Below are 16,845 nucleotides of genomic sequence, written 5' to 3'. Positions count from 1 at the left end.
CTCTCCGCGCTGGACCGGCTGGCCGCCGACCCGCCCCCGGCCGACCCGCCGCGCCGCCCGCGCCGAGGGCCGCGGCCCCGGCCGCCGCCGCGCCCGCGAAGGCCGCCGCCGAGGGTCCGGAGCTGGTCCCGCTGCGCGGCCCGGCCAAGGCCGTGGCGTCCAACATGGACGCCTCGCTGGAGGTTCCGACCGCCACCTCGGTGCGCGCCGTCCCGGCGAAGCTGCTGATCGACAACCGCATCGTCATCAACAACCACCTGCAGCGCGCCCGCGGCGGCAAGGTGTCCTTCACCCACCTGATCGGCTACGCGCTGGTCCAGGCCGTGAAGGCCAACCCCGCGATGAACTACAGCTACAAGGTGGAGGACGGCAAGTCCTACCTGGTGAAGCCCGAGCACGTGAACCTGGGCCTCGCCATCGACCTGGTCAAGCCGAACGGCGACCGCCAGCTGGTCGTCGCGGCCATCAAGAAGGCCGAGACGCTCGACTTCTTCGGCTTCTGGCAGGCCTACGAGGACATCGTCCGCCGGGCCCGCGCCAACAAGCTGACCATGGACGACTTCACCGGCGTCACGGTCTCGCTGACCAACCCCGGCGGCATCGGCACCGTGCACTCCGTGCCGCGCCTGATGCAGAACCAGGGCACCATCGTCGGCGTCGGCGCCATGGAGTACCCGGCCGAGTTCCAGGGCTCCTCCCCGGAGACGCTGGCCCGCCTGGGCATCTCCAAGATCATGACCCTGACCTCGACCTACGACCACCGGGTCATCCAGGGCGCGGCCTCGGGCGAGTTCCTCCGCTCGATCCACCAGCTGCTGCTGGGCGCGAACGACTTCTACGACGAGGTCTTCGAGTCCCTGCGGATCCCGTACGAGCCGGTGCGCTGGGCCACCGACGTGGCGACCACCCACGACGACGAGGTCAACAAGACCGCCCGGGTCATCGAGCTGATCCACTCCTACCGGGTCCGCGGCCACCTGATGGCCGACACCGACCCGCTGGAGTACATGCAGCGCAAGCACCCCGACCTGGACGTCGTCTCGCACGGCCTCACCCTGTGGGACCTGGAGCGCGAGTTCGCGGTCGGCGGCTTCGGCGGCCAGAAGATGATGAAGCTCCGCGACATCCTCGGCCTGCTGCGCAACACCTACTGCCGCACCGTCGGCATCGAGTACATGCACATCCAGGACCCGGCGCAGCGCAAGTGGCTGCAGGAGCGCCTGGAGAAGCCGTACACCAAGCCCGAGCGCGAGGAGCAGCTGCGCATCCTGCGCCGGCTGAACTCGGCCGAGGCGTTCGAGACCTTCCTGCAGACCAAGTACGTCGGGCAGAAGCGGTTCTCGCTGGAGGGCGGCGAGTCGCTCATCCCGCTGCTGGACGCCACCATCGACGCCGCCGCCGAGCACCGCCTCGACGAGGCCGTCATCGGCATGGCCCACCGCGGCCGGCTGAACGTGCTGGCGAACATCGTCGGCAAGCCGTTCGGCAAGATCTTCGGCGAGTTCGAGGGCAACCTCGACCCGAAGTCGATGCACGGCTCCGGCGACGTCAAGTACCACCTGGGCTCCGAGGGCACCTTCACCGGCCTGGACGGCGAGACCATCAAGGTGTCGCTGGCCGCCAACCCCTCGCACCTGGAGACCGTCGACCCGGTGGTCGAGGGCATCGCCCGCGCCAAGCAGGACATCCTGGACTTCGGCGGCACCACCTTCCCGGTGCTCCCGATCCAGATCCACGGCGACGCGGCCTTCGCCGGCCAGGGCGTGGTCGCGGAGACCCTGAACATGTCGCAGCTGCGCGGCTACCGCACCGGCGGCACCGTGCACATCGTGGTCAACAACCAGGTCGGCTTCACCGCCGCCCCGGCGTCCTCGCGCTCGTCGATGTACTGCACCGACGTGGCCCGGATGATCGAGGCGCCGATCTTCCACGTGAACGGCGACGACCCGGAGGCCGTGGTCCGCGTCGCGCGGCTGGCCTTCGAGTTCCGCCAGCAGTTCCACAAGGACGTCGTGATCGACCTCATCTGCTACCGCCGCCGCGGTCACAACGAGGCCGACAACCCGTCGTTCACCCAGCCGCTGATGTACGACCTGATCGACAAGAAGCGCTCGGTGCGCAAGCTCTACACCGAGGCGCTGATCGGTCGCGGCGACATCACCATGGAAGAGGCGGAGCAGGCGCTCCAGGACTTCCAGGGCCAGCTGGAGAAGGTGTTCGCCGAGGTCCGCGAGGCCACCGCCGCCCCGGCCCCGGCCGAGACCGGCCGCCCGGTCGCCGACTTCCCGGTGTCCATCCAGACCGGCATCTCCGCCGAGATGGTCAAGCGGATCGCCGCCTCGCAGGTCAACCTGCCGGACTGGCTGACCGTGCACCCGCGCCTGCTGCCGCAGCTGCAGCGCCGCGCCGCCTCGGTCGAGGACAACACCATCGACTGGGCCACCGGCGAGGCGCTCGCCATCGGCTCGCTGCTGATGGAGGGCCACCCCGTCCGACTGGCCGGCCAGGACTCGCGCCGCGGCACCTTCGGCCAGCGCCACGCGGTGCTGATCGACCGGAACACCGGCGAGGACTACACCCCGCTGATGTACCTGACCGAGGACCAGGCCCGGTTCACCGTCTACGACTCGCTGCTCAGCGAGTACGCGGCGATGGGCTTCGAGTACGGCTACTCGCTGACCCGCCCGAACGCGCTGGTCATGTGGGAGGCGCAGTTCGGCGACTTCGTCAACGGCGCGCAGACCATGGTCGACGAGTACATCGCGTCCGCCGAGCAGAAGTGGGGCCAGCACTCCGGCGTCACCCTGCTGCTGCCGCACGGCATGGAGGGCCAGGGCCCGGACCACTCGTCCGCCCGCCCGGAGCGCTTCCTGGCGCTGTGCGCGCAGGACAACATGACGGTCGCCATGCCGACCCTGCCGTCGAACTACTTCCACCTGCTGCGCTGGCAGGCGCACAACCCGCACCACAAGCCGCTCATCGTCTTCACCCCGAAGTCGATGCTGCGCCTGAAGGCCGCGGCGTCCGCCGCCTCCGAGTTCCTCAGCGGCGGCTTCCGCCCGGTGATCGGGGACAGCACGGTCGACCCGGCGCAGGTCCGCAAGGTGGTCATCACCTCCGGCAAGTTCTACTACGACCTGGAGGCGGCCCGGACCGAGCGCGGCGTCACCGACACCGCGATCGTCCGCGTCGAGCGCCTGTACCCGCTGCCGGTGGCCGAGCTGCAGGAGGAGCTGGGCCGCTACGGCGAGAACGTCCAGTTCGTCTGGGCGCAGGAGGAGCCGGCGAACCAGGGTGCCTGGCCGTTCATCGCGATGAACCTGGTCGACCACCTGCAGGTCGTGATCGGCCGCTCGGGCGGCAACGCCCGACTGCGCCGGGTGGCCCGCACCGCGTCCTCGGCCCCGGCCGTGGGTTCCGCCAAGCGGCACATCGCCGAGCAGCAGGCGCTGGTCGAAGAGGTGTTCTCGCTCTGACGCGCTGAGCGCGGCACGGCACCGACCGCCCCGTCCCCGGTTCTCCGGGGGCGGGGCGGTTCCGTTTCCGGACCGTGACGCTCCGTCGGGCACCGCGGGCTGCAAGGGATCTGACGGATCGGTAGGTTGTGGTTCGCCGTTTCCGACGCCCGCGCGCGGACGGCCGTCTTTCGACACGCTCATCCAAGGGGGACCCGCCGCATGGCAGCCGACACTCCGCAGAACGCCGTCCCGCTCCCGCCGGTCTTCCAACCCCTGCTGGCGGACGACCCCCGCGAGGTCGGCGGCTACCGGCTGTTCGCCCGCCTCGGCGCCGGCGGCATGGGCCGGGTCTACCTGTCGTACACGCCGGGCGGGCGTCCGGTGGCGCTCAAGGTGGTGCGCCCCGAGTTCGCCGAGGACGGCGAGTTCCGCCGCCGCTTCGCCCAGGAGGTGAGCAGCGCCCAGCGGATCCACGGGCTGTACACCGCGCAGGTGATCGACTCCGGCGGTCTGGAGTCGGGCGCGCCGTGGCTCGTCACCTCGTACGTGCCGGGCCCGTCGCTGCAGCAGGTGGTGCGCGAGCACGGCGCGCTGCCGGTGCGCACGGTGCTGCTGCTGGTGGGCGGCATCGCGGAGGCGCTGCAGGCGATCCACAGCGTCCAGGTGGTGCACCGGGACCTCAAGCCGGCCAACGTGCTGGTGGCCTCGGACGGGCCGCGGGTGATCGACTTCGGCATCGCCCGGGCCGCCGACGCGACGGCGCTGACCGGCACCGGCTACCGGATCGGCTCGCCCGCGTTCATGTCGCCGGAGCAGGCCCAGGGCCGGACGATCACCCCGGCCACCGACGTGTTCGCGCTGGGCGCGCTGGCCGCGTACGTGGCGGGCGGCGCGCCGCCGTTCGGCGACGGGCCGGACACCGCGGTGCTGTACCGGGTGGTGCACGAGGAGCCGGAGCTGGGCACCGTCCCGGCGCCGCTGCGCGAGCTGATCGGGCGCTGCCTGGCGAAGGACCCGGAGGACCGGCCGACGCCCGCGGAGATCATCCAGGCGGCCCGGGAGCACCCGGTGGTCGGCGGGCAGCTGCGGTTCGGCGAGGACTGGCTGCCCGGGCAGGTGAACACCGAGATCACCCGGCGCTCCGACCTGCCGCGGACCCCGCCGACCCCGCTGCCCGCGGCGGCGCCGGCGCTGCCCGCCGCTCCCCCGCCGCCGGTCGCCGCCCCGTTCGCGCCCCCGGCCGCGCCCCCCGTGCAACACTCCGCCCCCGTGGTGCCGCCGTCCGGCGCGTTCGGGCCGCTCGCCCCGACCTCGGAGGCGGTCACCGGCCCGGTCGCCCCGGCCGATCCGACGCTGCGGCTGACCGAGCAGCACACCCCGCCGCCGGCGCCCGCCGTCCCGCTGGCCGCCGAGCCCGGGCCGGCCCCGGCCGCCGCCGCGCGGGCCGCGAAGCCGGAGCGCCGGGGCGGGGTGTCCTGGAAGACCCTGCTGGTGGTCGCGCTGGTGACGCTGCTGGCGGGCACCGCCGGCGGCCTGGTGCTGATGAAGACGCTCAACGACAAGGACAAGGACAAGACGACGACCCCGACGCAGAGCGCCCCGACGAGCCCGGACCCGGCGGGCGGCAGCGGCGGCAGCGGCGGCGGCGGCAGTCAGGACCAGGTGACGGCGGCGCCGTCGGACACCCCGACGAAGGCCTCCCCCTCGGCGTCCGCCTCGCCCTCCGCCCGCAAGAGCGGGGCGCCCGCCGGGTTCACCGCGGTCTACACCGACCGCGAGCTGTCGGTGCCCAGCACCGACTACGGCTTCGACCTGCTCAACGGCAAGGTGGTGCCGGCCTCCTCCAACAACGACGTCTTCCTGCGGCCCGGCTACGACGACCTGCGGGTGACGGACGGCTACGACCGGTACCTCGGCAAGGCGGACTCGATGACCCCGCAGGAGTGCTCGGACGCCATCGACAAGAACCCGAGCGCCGACTTCCCGTACTCCGACCTCCCGCCGGGCCGGGTGATCTGCGTGCGCAACCGGCAGACCTGGAGCGTGGCGATCATGAAGATCGGCAACGTCACCAACGACGGCGCGGTGTCGCTCTCGCTCAGCTACTACCGGTACAACGGCTGATCGGAGCCGCACTATCCTGGGTCCCGACGGACCTGGAACCACCCACCCCCGGAGCGAACCACCGTGTACTTCACCGACCGCGGCATCGAGGAGTTGGAGAGCCGGCGTGGCGAGGAGGAGGTCACCTTCGAGTGGCTGGCCGAGCGCCTGCGGGAGTTCGTGGACCTGAACCCGGACTTCGAGGTGCCGGTGGAGCGGCTGGCCACCTGGCTGGCCCGGCTGGACGACGAGGACGACGAGGAGTGACCGGCTGAGGCGCGGTCGACCGCACGGCCCGGAAGGCGAGTCCGCCTTCCGGGCCGTCGCCGTTCCCGGGGTCCTCCCCGAGCCGCGCCTCGGGGTCCGCTCCGGGTCGGGGTGGGGTCGGGGCTCCTTGACTTCCCGGCTACGCGATATATCGTGAACAGCAGGAAGGACGCGATACATCGCGTATCGGAGGACAGGACGGACGGGGAGCCGGAAATGACCGAGTGGACGGTAGACAGCGCCGAGAAGATCGCCTTCGACGAGGCGGTGCACACCCTGCACGTGCGCGTCGTCGACGGCACGGTGAACGTGGTGCCCACCGAGGGCCCCGCCCGGCTGGAGGTGGCCCGGCTGGAGGGCGAGCCGCTCCAGGTCTCGCTGGCGGACGGCGTGCTGACCGTGACCTACAAGGACCTCAGCTGGAGCGAGCTCGGCGCGGCCGTGAAGTCCGTGCCGACCGCCAAGTCCTTCTTCTCCGGCCTGCGCCGCAAGCGCAGCGCCGACGTCACGGTGGCGGTCCCGGCCTCCGCCGTGGTCCGGGTCGGCACCGTCTCCGCCGACGCCACGATCTCCGGCATCGCCGGCGAGGTCGGGGTGCACGGCGCCAGCGGCGCCACCACGCTGGCCGGCCTGACCGGCCAGGTCAGCGCCAACACCGTCTCGGGGGACGTGGACGCCGAGGGCCTGTCCGGCGAGCTGAAGGTCAACACGGTGTCCGGCGCGGTCACCCTGGTGGCCGGCTCCGCGACGCGGATCCGCGCCCACTCGGTCTCCGGCGCCGTCACCCTGGACCTGGACGCCGCCACCCCCACCGACATCGCCGTCAACACCGTCTCCGGTGCGGTCGGCGTCCGGCTGCCCGCCCTGGCCGACGCCAAGGTCGAGGCCGGCACCACCAGCGGTACGCTCTCCAGCGCCTTCGCCGAGCTCAGCGTCGGCGGCGGCTGGGGCTCCAAGAAGCTCTCCGGCCAGCTCGGCACCGGCCGCGGCCGCCTCTCGGTGACCACCGTCACCGGCGCGGTCACCGTCCAGCGCCGCCCCGAGACCGAGGAGGACCGCCCGGCCAAGGAGCTGCCGACGGCCCCGCTCGACCTGACCAAGGAGTCCTGATGACACCGGTGTTCGGCCACGGGCGGCTGCGCCTGTACCTGCTGAAGCTGCTCGACGAGAGCCCCCGGCACGGGTACGAGGTGATCCGCCTGCTGGAGGAGCGCTTCCACGGCCTGTACGCGCCCTCCGCGGGCACCGTCTACCCCCGGCTCGCCAAGCTGGAGGCCGAGGGCCTGGTCAGCCACACCACCGAGGGCGGCCGCAAGGTCTACCGGCTCACCGACCTCGGGCGGGACGAACTCGCCTCCCGTTCGGCCGAGTTGACCGACCTGGAGGCCGAGATCCACGACTCGGTCGGTCAGCTCGCCGGGGCCATCCGGCAGGACGTCCGGGACAACGCCAAGGACCTGCGCGCCGAGCTCTGGAACCAGGCCGAGCCCGGGGCGTCCGGCACCGGGACGTCCTGGCGCGACCAGGAGTCCTGGCAGCGGGCCAAGGAGGAGTTCGCCCGGCTCAAGGCCGAGACCAAGGAGCAGGCCCGGCGGGCCAAGGAGCAGGAGAAGGCCGCCCGGCAGCAGGCCAAGGCCGCCGAGGCCGAGGCCAGGAAGCTGCGCGAGCAGTCCAAGGCCGCCCGCACCGCCGCCCAGCAGGAGGCGCTGCGGCTCAAGCGCCGGATCGAGGAGCAGGTCCGGGCGCACGCCGCGGGCGGCGACTGGTCGGCCGGCCTGGCCGAGGGCCTGGCCGAACTGACCCGCGGCCTCGGCTCGTTGGCGGACGCGGCGCGCTGGGGCGGGCCGGAGGAGCCGGCCGTCCGGATCGACCTGGACAAGGACGCCGAGGGCGCCGAGGACGCCCAGGCGCCCGGGGCCGCCGAGCCGCTGCCCGACTGGGCCCGCACCGACCCGGCCGGCGACCCGGCCCGCGAGCTGGAGCGGCTGCTCGACCGGTTCCGCGACCACGTCCGGGACACCGCCCGCGACCGCGGCGTCGACGCCGCCCGGCTGGCCCGCGCCCAGCAGGCGCTGGCCGCCGCCGCCCGCGCGCTGTACGGGCGTTAGGACCCGGGGCGCCCCCGAGGACGGGTCGGGGGCGCTCCGCCGCCGTCCGGCGGCGGCGTCAGGGGGTGAGCACCAGCTTGCCGAACACGTCCCCGCGCTCCAGCCGGGCGAACGCCTCCCGGGCGTCGGCCAGCGGCAGCACCGAGTCGATCACCGGCCGCACCCCGGCGTTGGCGCAGAGCGCGAGCAGCCCGGCCAGCTCCTCCTTGCTGCCCATGGTCGAGCCGACCACCTTGAGTTCCAGGAAGAAGATCCGGTTCAGTTCGGCGGCCTTCGGGTTCGGCCCGCTGGTGGCCCCCGAGATCACGATGGTGCCGCCCGGGCGCAGCGACTTCACCGAGTGCGACCAGGTCGCCGCGCCGACCGTCTCCAGCACCGCGTCCACCCGCTCCGGCAGCCGGGCGCCGCTCTCGAAGGCCGCGTCCGCGCCGAGTTCGACCGCCCGGGCCCGCTTGGCCTCGTCCCGGCCGGTGACCCACACCCGTAGCCCGGCGGCCTTGGCCAGCACCACCAGCGCGGTCGACACCCCGCCGCCGGCGCCCTGCACCAGCACCGTGTCGCCGGGCTTCACGCCCGCGTTGGTGAACAGCATCCGGTACGCGGTCAGCCAGGCGGTGGGCAGGCAGGCGGCCTGTTCGAAGCTCAGTTCGGCGGGCTTGGGCAGCAGGTTCCAGGTCGGCACCGCGACGCGCTGCGCGAAGGTGCCCTGGTAGCGCTCGGTCAGGATCGAGCGGGGCTCGTGCGGGCCCACCCCGTGGCCGCTCTGGCCGACCACCGAGTGGATCACCACCTCGTTGCCGTCCTCGTCCACGCCCGCCGCGTCGCAGCCGAGCACCATCGGCAGCCGCTCGGCGGGCAGTCCGACCCCGCGCAGCGACCACAGGTCGTGGTGGTTCAGCGTGGCGGCCCTCACCGTCACCACGCTCCAGCCGGGGCGGGCCTCCGGTTCGGGCACCTCGCCCAGTTCGAGTGCGCTCAGCGGGTCGTCGGGACTGGTGCGGGCGGCGTAGGCAGCGAACATGCCCGGACCATAGCCGGGCGGTGCGCCGCCTGTTAACCGCGACTCACTGTGAACGTCCCCATATTGCTTTTCCGGGACGGCCGTTCCGGGCGCGCGGCGGGATCCGCCCTCGGGGGTCTCCTCGGGCGGATCCCGACGCCGTGCGCCCCCGGGTCAGATCCGGGCGAGCCCCTCCGCCCTGGCGGCCTCCGCGACGGCGCGGGTGACCGCCGGGGCGACCCGCTCGTCGAAGGGCGACGGGATGACCTTCTGCGGGGTCAGTTCGTCGGCGACGACGCCCGCCAGGGCCTTGGCGGCGGCGAGCTTCATTCCCTCGGAGATCCGGCTGGCCCGGACCGAGAGCGCGCCGGCGAAGATGCCGGGGAAGGCCAGCACGTTGTTGATCTGGTTCGGGAAGTCCGAGCGCCCGGTGGCGACCACGGCCGCGTAGCGGTGGGCGACCTCGGGGTGGATCTCCGGGGTGGGGTTGGCCATCGCGAAGACGAAGCAGCCGGGCGCCATGGTGGCCACGACCTCCTCCGGGACGGTGCCGCCGGAGACGCCGATGAACACGTCGGCGCCGTTCAGCGCGTCGGCCAGGGTGCCCGTGACGCCGCCGCGGTTGGTGAGCGCCGCGATCTCCGCCTTGACGTCGGTGAGGTCCGTGCGGCCCCGGTGGACCACGCCGCGGCGGTCGCAGACCGCGACGTCGCCGATGCCGGCGGCGAGCAGCATCTTGGCGATCGCGATGCCGGCCGCGCCCGCGCCGGAGATGACCGCGCGCAGGTCGCCGACCTGACGGCCGGTCACCCGCGCGGCGTTCCACAGCGCGGCGGTGGTGACGATCGCGGTGCCGTGCTGGTCGTCGTGGAAGACCGGGATGTCGAGCCGCTCCTGGAGCCGCCGCTCGATCTCGAAGCAGCGCGGGGCGGAGATGTCCTCCAGGTTGACGCCGCCGAAGGACGGGGCGAGCCGGACCACGGTCTCGACGATCTCGTCGACGCCGGTGCAGTCCAGCGCGATCGGCACCGCGTCGACGCCGCCGAACTGCTTGAACAGGATGGCCTTGCCCTCCATCACGGGCAGCGAGGCCCGCGGGCCGATGTCGCCGAGGCCGAGCACCGCGGTGCCGTCGGTGACCACCGCGACGGTGTTGGCCTTCCAGGTGTAGTCGTCGACCAGCGCGGGCTGTTCGGCGATGGCGGTGCAGACCCGGGCCACGCCCGGGGTGTAGGCGAGCGACAGGTCCTCGCTGTCGCGGACCGGGACGGTCGCCCGGATCTCCATCTTGCCGCCGCGGTGCAGCGCGAAGACGGCGTCGACCGGGTCGTCGGTGCTCTGGGTGTCGGTGATGATCTCCGCTGCCACAATGACCTCTTCGTCATATATCAGCGAAGGCGCGCGTCCGACGGACTTCGACCTCGGTGCGCGGCAATGCGCGAGTGCGGGCGCGCCGCCTGGGGCGCACCCGGGTCCGGGTCGGGGCGCAGCCGTCGGGCGGCGCCCTCGGGGTGAGGGTTTTAGGTGTTCTGCGCTTGTTCGTCCGGACGCCGGCACCGCACCTGTGCCGGGTCCTTCTTGTCCGCGTGGCCCCTGATGAGCGAGGGGTCCGCAGGGCACTCGCAGGAATGAACGCAGACACGGAGGGGAAACCGGCGCCTCGGATACGGAGCCGGTGAGGGCTTCCGTTCGTCCGCGCCCCCGGCCCTGTGGCGGACCGGCGGTCTGAGTTCTGCGTCGGGGGTCACCCGATACCAGATTCTGACACACCCGCGACCCGGTCCATCAGGCCGGGATGGCAGTATCCGGTGTTCGACCACCGTTGTCCGGACGTTCCCGCACCTGTCGGGTCCGCGTCCTGCCCCGGCGCACCGGTCGCGCACACCAGCGCGCAGCGGCGGGGGCCCACCCCTCTCACACAGGAGGATCGAGATGTCGACGGCCACTCCCCCCGCCAGACCCGGGGCCCGTCCGCGCCCCGCCGCGGGCGCCCTCACCGCCGCGGCCCTGGCCGGAACGCTGCTGCTGACCGGCTGCGGCTCCACCGCCCCGTCGGGCGGCGACTCCGGGTCGGCGTCCGGCCCGCGGGACCGGCTGCCGGAGCAGGTGCGCAAGGACGGGGTGCTGCGGATCGGCGCGGACCTGACCTACCCCCCGATCGGCTTCAAGGCGGACGGGGACCGGCCGGACGGCCTGGACGTGGACCTGGCCAACGCGCTGGGCAACGTCCTGGGCCTGCGGGTGCAGTTCAGCGACGTGCCGTTCGACCGGCTGCGGCTGGGGCTGCAGGCGCACGAGTACGACGTGGTGATGTCGGGGATGACCGACACCCCGCAGCGCCGGGACGGCGTCGACGAGCAGGCCCGCAAGGTGAACGACGGCGTGGACTTCCTCGACTACTTCGCCACCGGCACCTCGATCGTGGTGGCCGGGGGCAACCCGCAGCGGATCGCCGGCCTGGACGACCTGTGCGGGCGGACGGTCGCGGTGCAGCGCGGGACCACCCAGGCGGGGATGCTGGAGCGGCAGGCCGGGGCGTGCGAGAAGGCCGGCCGGAAGCTGACGGTGACCGAGACCGAGACCGACGAGCAGGCGTTGGCCCTGGTCGCGCAGGGCCGGGCCGCGGCGGACCTGGACGACGCGCCGGTGGCGGCGTACGCGGTGAAGAACGGCCGGGCCGGCGGGAAGTTCCAACTGGCCGGCGAGCAGTGGCAGGTGGCGCCGTACGGGATCGCCTTCTCGAAGGAGGACACCGCGCTGCGGGACGCCGTGACGGAGGCGCTGGACCGGCTGATCCATTCCGGCGAGTACGACGGGATCCTGGCCAAGTGGGGCCTGTCCGACGGCGCGGTGCAGAGCGCGGTGGTGAACGGCGGCTTCTAGGCTTCGGCCTGACGGGTGGTCACCCGGTGCATGGCTATGCATCGGGTGACATGATCATGGAAATGATCCGGATAACGGACAGTAGCCCGTCCTGTTATCCGATTTTGATCTGTGACGGGGATGAATTGCCCATCCGCAGTGGCAGGATTCCCCCACACCGGATCCACCTGTCACCTCGGCGGAGGGTGGCGAGCACCGACCCCGCTGTACCGCGCCACCCCACCCGGCAGCGCGAACACCGTCCGACCCCCAGGAGGAGATCCCCCCCATGTCCGCTGCCCGTACCCCTCGCCTGCGGCCGATCGCCGCGACGGCGGCCCTCGCCGCCGGCTCGCTGCTCCTCGCCGCCTGCGGCAGCTCCGGCACCACCACCACCTCGGGCGCCGCCCCGATCCCCACCCAGTCCATCCCGGCCGTCCAGGCCGACCCGGCGCTGGCCGCCCTCGTCCCGGCCGAACTCAAGTCCGGCGGCAAGCTGGTGGTCGGCTCCGACACCTCGTACGCGCCCAACGAGTTCAAGGACGAGAAGGGCAGGATCGTCGGCATGGACGTCGACCTGGGCGTCGCCATCGCCCAGAAGCTCGGCCTGACCGCCGACTTCCAGAGCGCCGGCTTCACCGACATCATCCCCGGCATCCAGTCGAACAAGTACCAGCTCGGCATGAGCTCCTTCACCGACACCAAGGAGCGCGAGGAGCAGGTCGACATGGTCACCTACTTCTCGGCCGGCACCTCCGCCGCCGTGAAGAAGGGCAACCCGGACAAGATCGTCCTGGACGACCTGTGCGGCAAGAAGGTCGCCGTCCAGGACGGCACCACCCAGGCCGACGAGGTCAAGGACACCCGCAACCCGGACTGCGCCAAGGCCGGCAAGCCCGCCGTCCCGAACGACGGCGACCGCTTCGCGCTGCAGACCGACGTCGCCCAGTCGCTGGTCTCCGGCCGCGACCAGGTGATGCTGGCCGACTCCCCGGTCATCGACTACGCCCTCAAGCAGACCGGCGGCCAGCTGGAGAAGCTCGGCGACACCTACGGCGCCGCCCCCTACGGCGTGATCCTGGCCAAGGGCTCGCCGCTCGGCAAGGCCGTCCAGGGCGCGATCCAGTCGCTGATGGCGGACGGCACCTACAAGGCCGTCCTCGACAAGTGGGGCGTCTCCGCCGGAGCGATCAGCACCTCCGAGATCAACCCCGCCGGCCAGGGCTGACCCTCCGCCGCCCGATCCCCCGACGAGGTAATCACGTGGAAAAGACCGATCAGGGGTCGGCGGAGCGGGGACGGCCCGAGACCATCAGGGCCGTCCCCGTCCGCCACCCCGGCCGCTGGGTCTCCGTCGCGGTCGTGGCCGTGCTCGGCGCGATGCTGCTGCACGTCCTGCTCACCAACCCGGCGCTGGACTGGGACTTCGTCGGCGCCACGCTGCGCGACCCCACCGTGGTGCACGGCATCTGGGTCACCCTGGAGCTGACCGCGCTGTCCATGCTGATGGGCGTGGTCGGCGGCGTGCTGCTGGCCGTCATGCGGCTGTCGAAGAACCCGGTGCTCTCCGGCACCGCCTGGTTCTACATCTGGGTCTTCCGCGGCACCCCGGTCCTGGTGCAGCTGGTGCTCTGGAACAACATCGGCTTCCTGTGGAAGCAGATCTCGCTCGGCGTCCCGTTCGGCCCGTCCTTCTGGTCCCAGGACTCCAACACCCTGGTGCCGGTGTTCACCGCCGCCTTGCTCGGCCTCGGCCTCAACGAGGCCGCCTACATGGCGGAGATCGTCCGGGCCGGCATCCAGTCGGTGGACGAGGGCCAGTCCGAGGCCGCGCACGCGCTCGGCATGAGCCGGACCACCGTGCTGCGCCGGATCGTGCTGCCGCAGGCGATGCGGGTGATCATCCCGCCGACCGGCAACGAGACCATCTCGATGCTGAAGACCACCTCGCTGGTGCAGGTGATCTCACTGGTGGAGCTGTTCACCGCCGGCCACGACATCTCCACCCGCACCTACAAGCCGATCGCGGCGATGATCGCGATCTCGATCTACTACCTGCTGCTGACCTCGATCCTGACCGTCGGCCAGTACTACCTGGAGCGGTACTACGCCCGCGGCGCCAACCGGACGCTGCCGCCCACCCCGCTGCAGCGGGTGCGCGCCCTGTTCGCCGGCCGCGCCCCGGCGAAGGCGGCGGGCCCGGCGGCGGCCACCGCCCCCGGCGGTGCTCCGGGCAGTGCTTCCGGCGACGCCCCGGGCGGCGCTCCGGACGGAGGGAAGGACGCATGACCGACCTGTCCAAGCCGCCCCTGGCCACCGACCGCCCGATGGTCCGGGCCGAGGGCGTGCACAAGTCCTACGGCCAGGTCGAGGTGCTCAAGGGCATCGACCTGGAGGTGCGGCAGAGCGAGGTGTTCTGCCTGGTCGGCCCGTCCGGCTCCGGCAAGTCCACCTTCCTGCGCTGCATCAACCACCTGGAGAAGATCAACGCCGGCCGGCTGTACGTGGACGGCGAACTGGTCGGCTACCGGCAGAAGGGCGACCGGCTCCACGAGCTGCGGGACCGCGAGGTCGCGCTCAAGCGCCGGGACATCGGCATGGTCTTCCAGCGCTTCAACCTCTTCCCGCACATGACCGCGCTGGAGAACGTCACCGAGGCGCCGGTGCAGGTCAAGAAGGAGGGCCGGGCCGCCGCCAAGGAGCGCGCGATGGCCCTGCTGGAGCGGGTCGGCCTGGCTGACAAGGCCGGCAACTACCCGTCCCAGCTCTCCGGCGGCCAGCAGCAGCGGGTGGCGATCGCCCGGGCCCTGGCCATGGAGCCCAAGCTGATGCTGTTCGACGAGCCCACCTCGGCGCTCGACCCCGAACTGGTCGGCGACGTGCTGGACGTGATGCGCGGCCTGGCCGAGGAGGGCATGACGATGATCGTGGTCACCCACGAGATGGGCTTCGCCCGCGAGGTCGGCGACGCGCTGGTGTTCATGGACGACGGCGTGGTGGTCGAGTCCGGCCACCCGCGCGACGTGCTCGGCAACCCGCAGCACGAGCGCACCCGCGCGTTCCTCTCCAAGGTGCTCTGACCCGTCCGCCGTACCGCACGCCCGTACGCCCCCGGTGCCCGCCCCGCGCCCCCGCGCGCGGCGGGCACCGGCACGCGCCCCCGCACCTGTAATACCCTGGAGTCATTCGACCCGTTACACCCCGCCCGGAAGGACCCCCGTGGAGCTCGCCTCGTACGCCGACTTCGCCGTCCGGCTGGTCAACAGCGAGGAACCCGACCGCGGCACCGACGACCTCACCTCGGTGGACGCCGTCCGGTCGCTGTTCGGCGGCCCCTCCCGGGCCGCCGCGCTCGCCGACGAGGCCGACCTGCCCCGGCTGCGCGCGGTCCGCACCCGGCTGCGCGGGGTGTTCGAGGCCGCCGCCGCGGGAGAGGACGTCCGGGCCGTCGACCTGCTCAACAGCCTGATGGTGGAGTACCCCGTCAGCCCGCTGGTCTCCGGCCACGACGACCTGGACGACACCGGCCGCCCCAACTGGCACCTGCACCTGGCCGACAACGCCCCCACCGCGGCCGCCAACTACGCCGCCGTCGCCTGCATGGGCCTGGCCATCCACCTCACCGGGCTCGGCGTCGACCGGCTCGGCACCTGCCAGGCCGCGCCCTGCCGCAACGCCTACCTCGACACCTCCACCAACCGCTCCCGCCGCTACTGCTCCGACCGCTGCGCCACCCGCGCCAACGTGGCCGCCTACCGGGCCCGCAAGCGCCAGGAGGCCCAGCGCGCCCTGGCCGCCCAGGGCTGAACCCCCGGCTGACGGCACCTCACCGGACGCCGCGTCACGGCTCCCCCTCGAACGGGACGCCCACGCCCAGCCGTTCGGCGAACCGCGGCACCCGGCCGCGCAGCAGCGGCCCGCCCAGCACCCGCTCCAGCCGCCGCCCCGGCGCCAGCCAGGCCGGCCGGGGAGCCAGCCGCAGCAGCACCCGGCCGAGCACCAACTCGTCCGGCACCGCGCCGTATTCGCGGCTGTCGGTGCGCACCAGCGGATTGTCGGAGAGCATCCACCAGCCCCCCGGCCGCCGCCCCGCCGCGCGCTTGACCACCAACAGGTCCTGCTGCAGCGGGTGCCGGTACAGCGCGATCGCCCCGGGCCGCAGCCGCCCGCCGTAGCGCACCAGCACCCGGTCGCCGTCGGAGAGCGTCCGGCGCATCGACGGACCGGCGATGTCGGCAACGCCGAGCGGTGTCCCATATCGCATGGTTCGAACTCCTTCTTTTGCCCTAGGCCACCGGGGCGACGGCGATTTCGGCCCGCCGTGAGGGTAATGTCGGGCCCGGGAAGACGATCTAAGGAAGGACCCCCATGTTCTCTCGTCTGTTTGCTCCGCGAGTCACCGCCCACGCCCACTGCGACCTCCCCTGCGGCGTGTACGACCCGGCCCAGGCCCGCATCGAGGCCGAGTCCGTGAAGGCCACTCAGGAGAAGTACCAGGCCAACGAGGACGCCGAGTTCCGCGCTCGCGCCATCGTCATCAAGGAGGAGCGCGCCGAGCTGGTCAAGCACCACCTCTCGGTGCTGCACACCGACTACTTCAAGGCCCCGCACTTCGAGGCCTACCCGGGCCTGCACGACCTGTTCAACCGCGCCGGCAAGGCCGCCTCGGCCGCCAAGGCGTCCACCGACCCGGCGACCGGCCAGGCCCTGCTGGACCTGATCGCCGAGATCGACGCCATCTTCTGGGAGACCAAGAAGGCCTGACGCCCCACCGCACCACCCCGAGAACCCGGCTGCCACCACCCCACCCACGGGGCCCGGCAGCCGGGTTCCCGCATTCCCGCCCCCGGAAGCCCTCCACCAACACCTCCCGCCCCACCCCCGCCGCTCGGCGCACTCATCCCCCGGAGGCCCCCCGCTTCCCGAAGAGCCCGCCGCCCGGCCATCCCCTTCCCCCAGGAGCCCGCCGCAGGCGGCTCCCCCGCCGCCCCGCGCGGCCGTCCCCTCCCTCGAAAGCCCGCCGCAGGCGACTCCCCCACCGCCCCCC

The 16,845-nt window shown here is 72.7% G+C and carries 14 protein-coding genes; 11 read left to right on the top strand and 3 right to left on the bottom strand.

What is annotated here, in order from left to right:
- From ABD345_RS38265 to ABD345_RS38245, 5 genes are all read left to right on the top strand, one after another.
- Positions 1 to 3,476, top strand: a 3,476-nt coding sequence (locus ABD345_RS38265; RefSeq protein ID WP_344559171.1) for a multifunctional oxoglutarate decarboxylase/oxoglutarate dehydrogenase thiamine pyrophosphate-binding subunit/dihydrolipoyllysine-residue succinyltransferase subunit, incomplete at its 5' end; no start/stop codon positions are given.
- 201 nt (positions 3,477 to 3,677) lie between these two features.
- A complete protein-coding gene (locus ABD345_RS38260) occupies positions 3,678 to 5,582 on the top strand; it encodes a serine/threonine-protein kinase (RefSeq protein ID WP_344559169.1) in 1,905 nt (634 codons plus the stop codon).
- A gap of 63 nt (positions 5,583 to 5,645) precedes the next feature.
- On the top strand, positions 5,646 to 5,828 hold the full coding sequence (locus ABD345_RS38255) for a DUF6104 family protein (RefSeq protein WP_100836393.1): 183 nt from the start codon (positions 5,646 to 5,648) through the stop codon (positions 5,826 to 5,828).
- A gap of 216 nt (positions 5,829 to 6,044) precedes the next feature.
- Positions 6,045 to 6,938, top strand: a complete 894-nt coding sequence (locus ABD345_RS38250) for a DUF4097 family beta strand repeat-containing protein (RefSeq protein WP_344559166.1) — start codon at positions 6,045 to 6,047, stop codon at positions 6,936 to 6,938.
- Positions 6,938 to 7,936 carry a PadR family transcriptional regulator gene (locus ABD345_RS38245; protein WP_344559164.1) on the top strand — a complete coding sequence of 333 codons (999 nt, stop codon included), beginning with the start codon at positions 6,938 to 6,940 and terminating at the stop codon, positions 7,934 to 7,936. The genes ABD345_RS38250 and ABD345_RS38245 overlap by 1 nt, the downstream gene beginning before the upstream one ends.
- 58 nt (positions 7,937 to 7,994) lie before the next feature.
- On the opposite strand, the gene ABD345_RS38240 is transcribed toward ABD345_RS38245, so the two are convergent.
- Both ABD345_RS38240 and ABD345_RS38235 read right to left on the bottom strand, forming a co-directional pair.
- Complete coding sequence (locus ABD345_RS38240; RefSeq protein WP_344559162.1) at positions 7,995 to 8,957, bottom strand: zinc-binding dehydrogenase; 963 nt, start codon at positions 8,955 to 8,957, stop codon at positions 7,995 to 7,997.
- 153 nt (positions 8,958 to 9,110) lie between these two features.
- Positions 9,111 to 10,304, bottom strand: coding sequence for an NAD(P)-dependent malic enzyme (locus ABD345_RS38235; protein ID WP_344559160.1), 1,194 nt, complete (start codon positions 10,302 to 10,304; stop codon positions 9,111 to 9,113).
- A gap of 564 nt (positions 10,305 to 10,868) precedes the next feature.
- On the opposite strand from ABD345_RS38235, the gene ABD345_RS38230 reads away from it, so the two are divergent.
- From ABD345_RS38230 to ABD345_RS38210, 5 genes are all read left to right on the top strand, one after another.
- Positions 10,869 to 11,819, top strand: a complete 951-nt coding sequence (locus ABD345_RS38230) for an ABC transporter substrate-binding protein (protein WP_344559158.1) — start codon at positions 10,869 to 10,871, stop codon at positions 11,817 to 11,819.
- A gap of 268 nt (positions 11,820 to 12,087) precedes the next feature.
- Positions 12,088 to 13,026 (top strand): ABC transporter substrate-binding protein, encoded by a 939-nt coding sequence (locus ABD345_RS38225; protein ID WP_344559157.1) that lies wholly within the window; start codon positions 12,088 to 12,090, stop codon positions 13,024 to 13,026.
- A 35-nt stretch (positions 13,027 to 13,061) separates the two neighbouring features.
- The gene (locus ABD345_RS38220; RefSeq protein ID WP_344559155.1) at positions 13,062 to 14,087 is read left to right on the top strand and encodes an amino acid ABC transporter permease; all 1,026 of its coding nucleotides are present in this window, start codon (positions 13,062 to 13,064) and stop codon (positions 14,085 to 14,087) included.
- A gap of 38 nt (positions 14,088 to 14,125) precedes the next feature.
- On the top strand, positions 14,126 to 14,878 hold the full coding sequence (locus tag ABD345_RS38215; RefSeq protein WP_344559173.1) for an amino acid ABC transporter ATP-binding protein: 753 nt from the start codon (positions 14,126 to 14,128) through the stop codon (positions 14,876 to 14,878).
- Between the two features lie 139 nt (positions 14,879 to 15,017).
- Positions 15,018 to 15,605, top strand: coding sequence for a CGNR zinc finger domain-containing protein (locus ABD345_RS38210; protein ID WP_344559153.1), 588 nt, complete (start codon positions 15,018 to 15,020; stop codon positions 15,603 to 15,605).
- 34 nt (positions 15,606 to 15,639) lie between these two features.
- On the opposite strand, the gene sodX is transcribed toward ABD345_RS38210, so the two are convergent.
- Positions 15,640 to 16,062 carry a nickel-type superoxide dismutase maturation protease gene (gene sodX / locus ABD345_RS38205; protein WP_344559151.1) on the bottom strand — a complete coding sequence of 141 codons (423 nt, stop codon included), beginning with the start codon at positions 16,060 to 16,062 and terminating at the stop codon, positions 15,640 to 15,642.
- 104 nt (positions 16,063 to 16,166) lie between these two features.
- Here sodX and sodN point away from each other — a divergent pair, with 104 nt between their 5' ends.
- On the top strand, positions 16,167 to 16,562 hold the full coding sequence (gene sodN, locus ABD345_RS38200) for a superoxide dismutase, Ni (protein WP_030457790.1): 396 nt from the start codon (positions 16,167 to 16,169) through the stop codon (positions 16,560 to 16,562).
- The last annotated feature ends 283 nt before the right edge of the window (positions 16,563 to 16,845 follow it).

The organism is Kitasatospora saccharophila (assembly GCF_039529925.1).
In the GTDB taxonomy this organism is placed as follows: Bacteria; Actinomycetota; Actinomycetes; order Streptomycetales; family Streptomycetaceae; genus Kitasatospora; species Kitasatospora saccharophila.
This window is presented reverse-complemented; position numbering and strand designations above follow the sequence as displayed.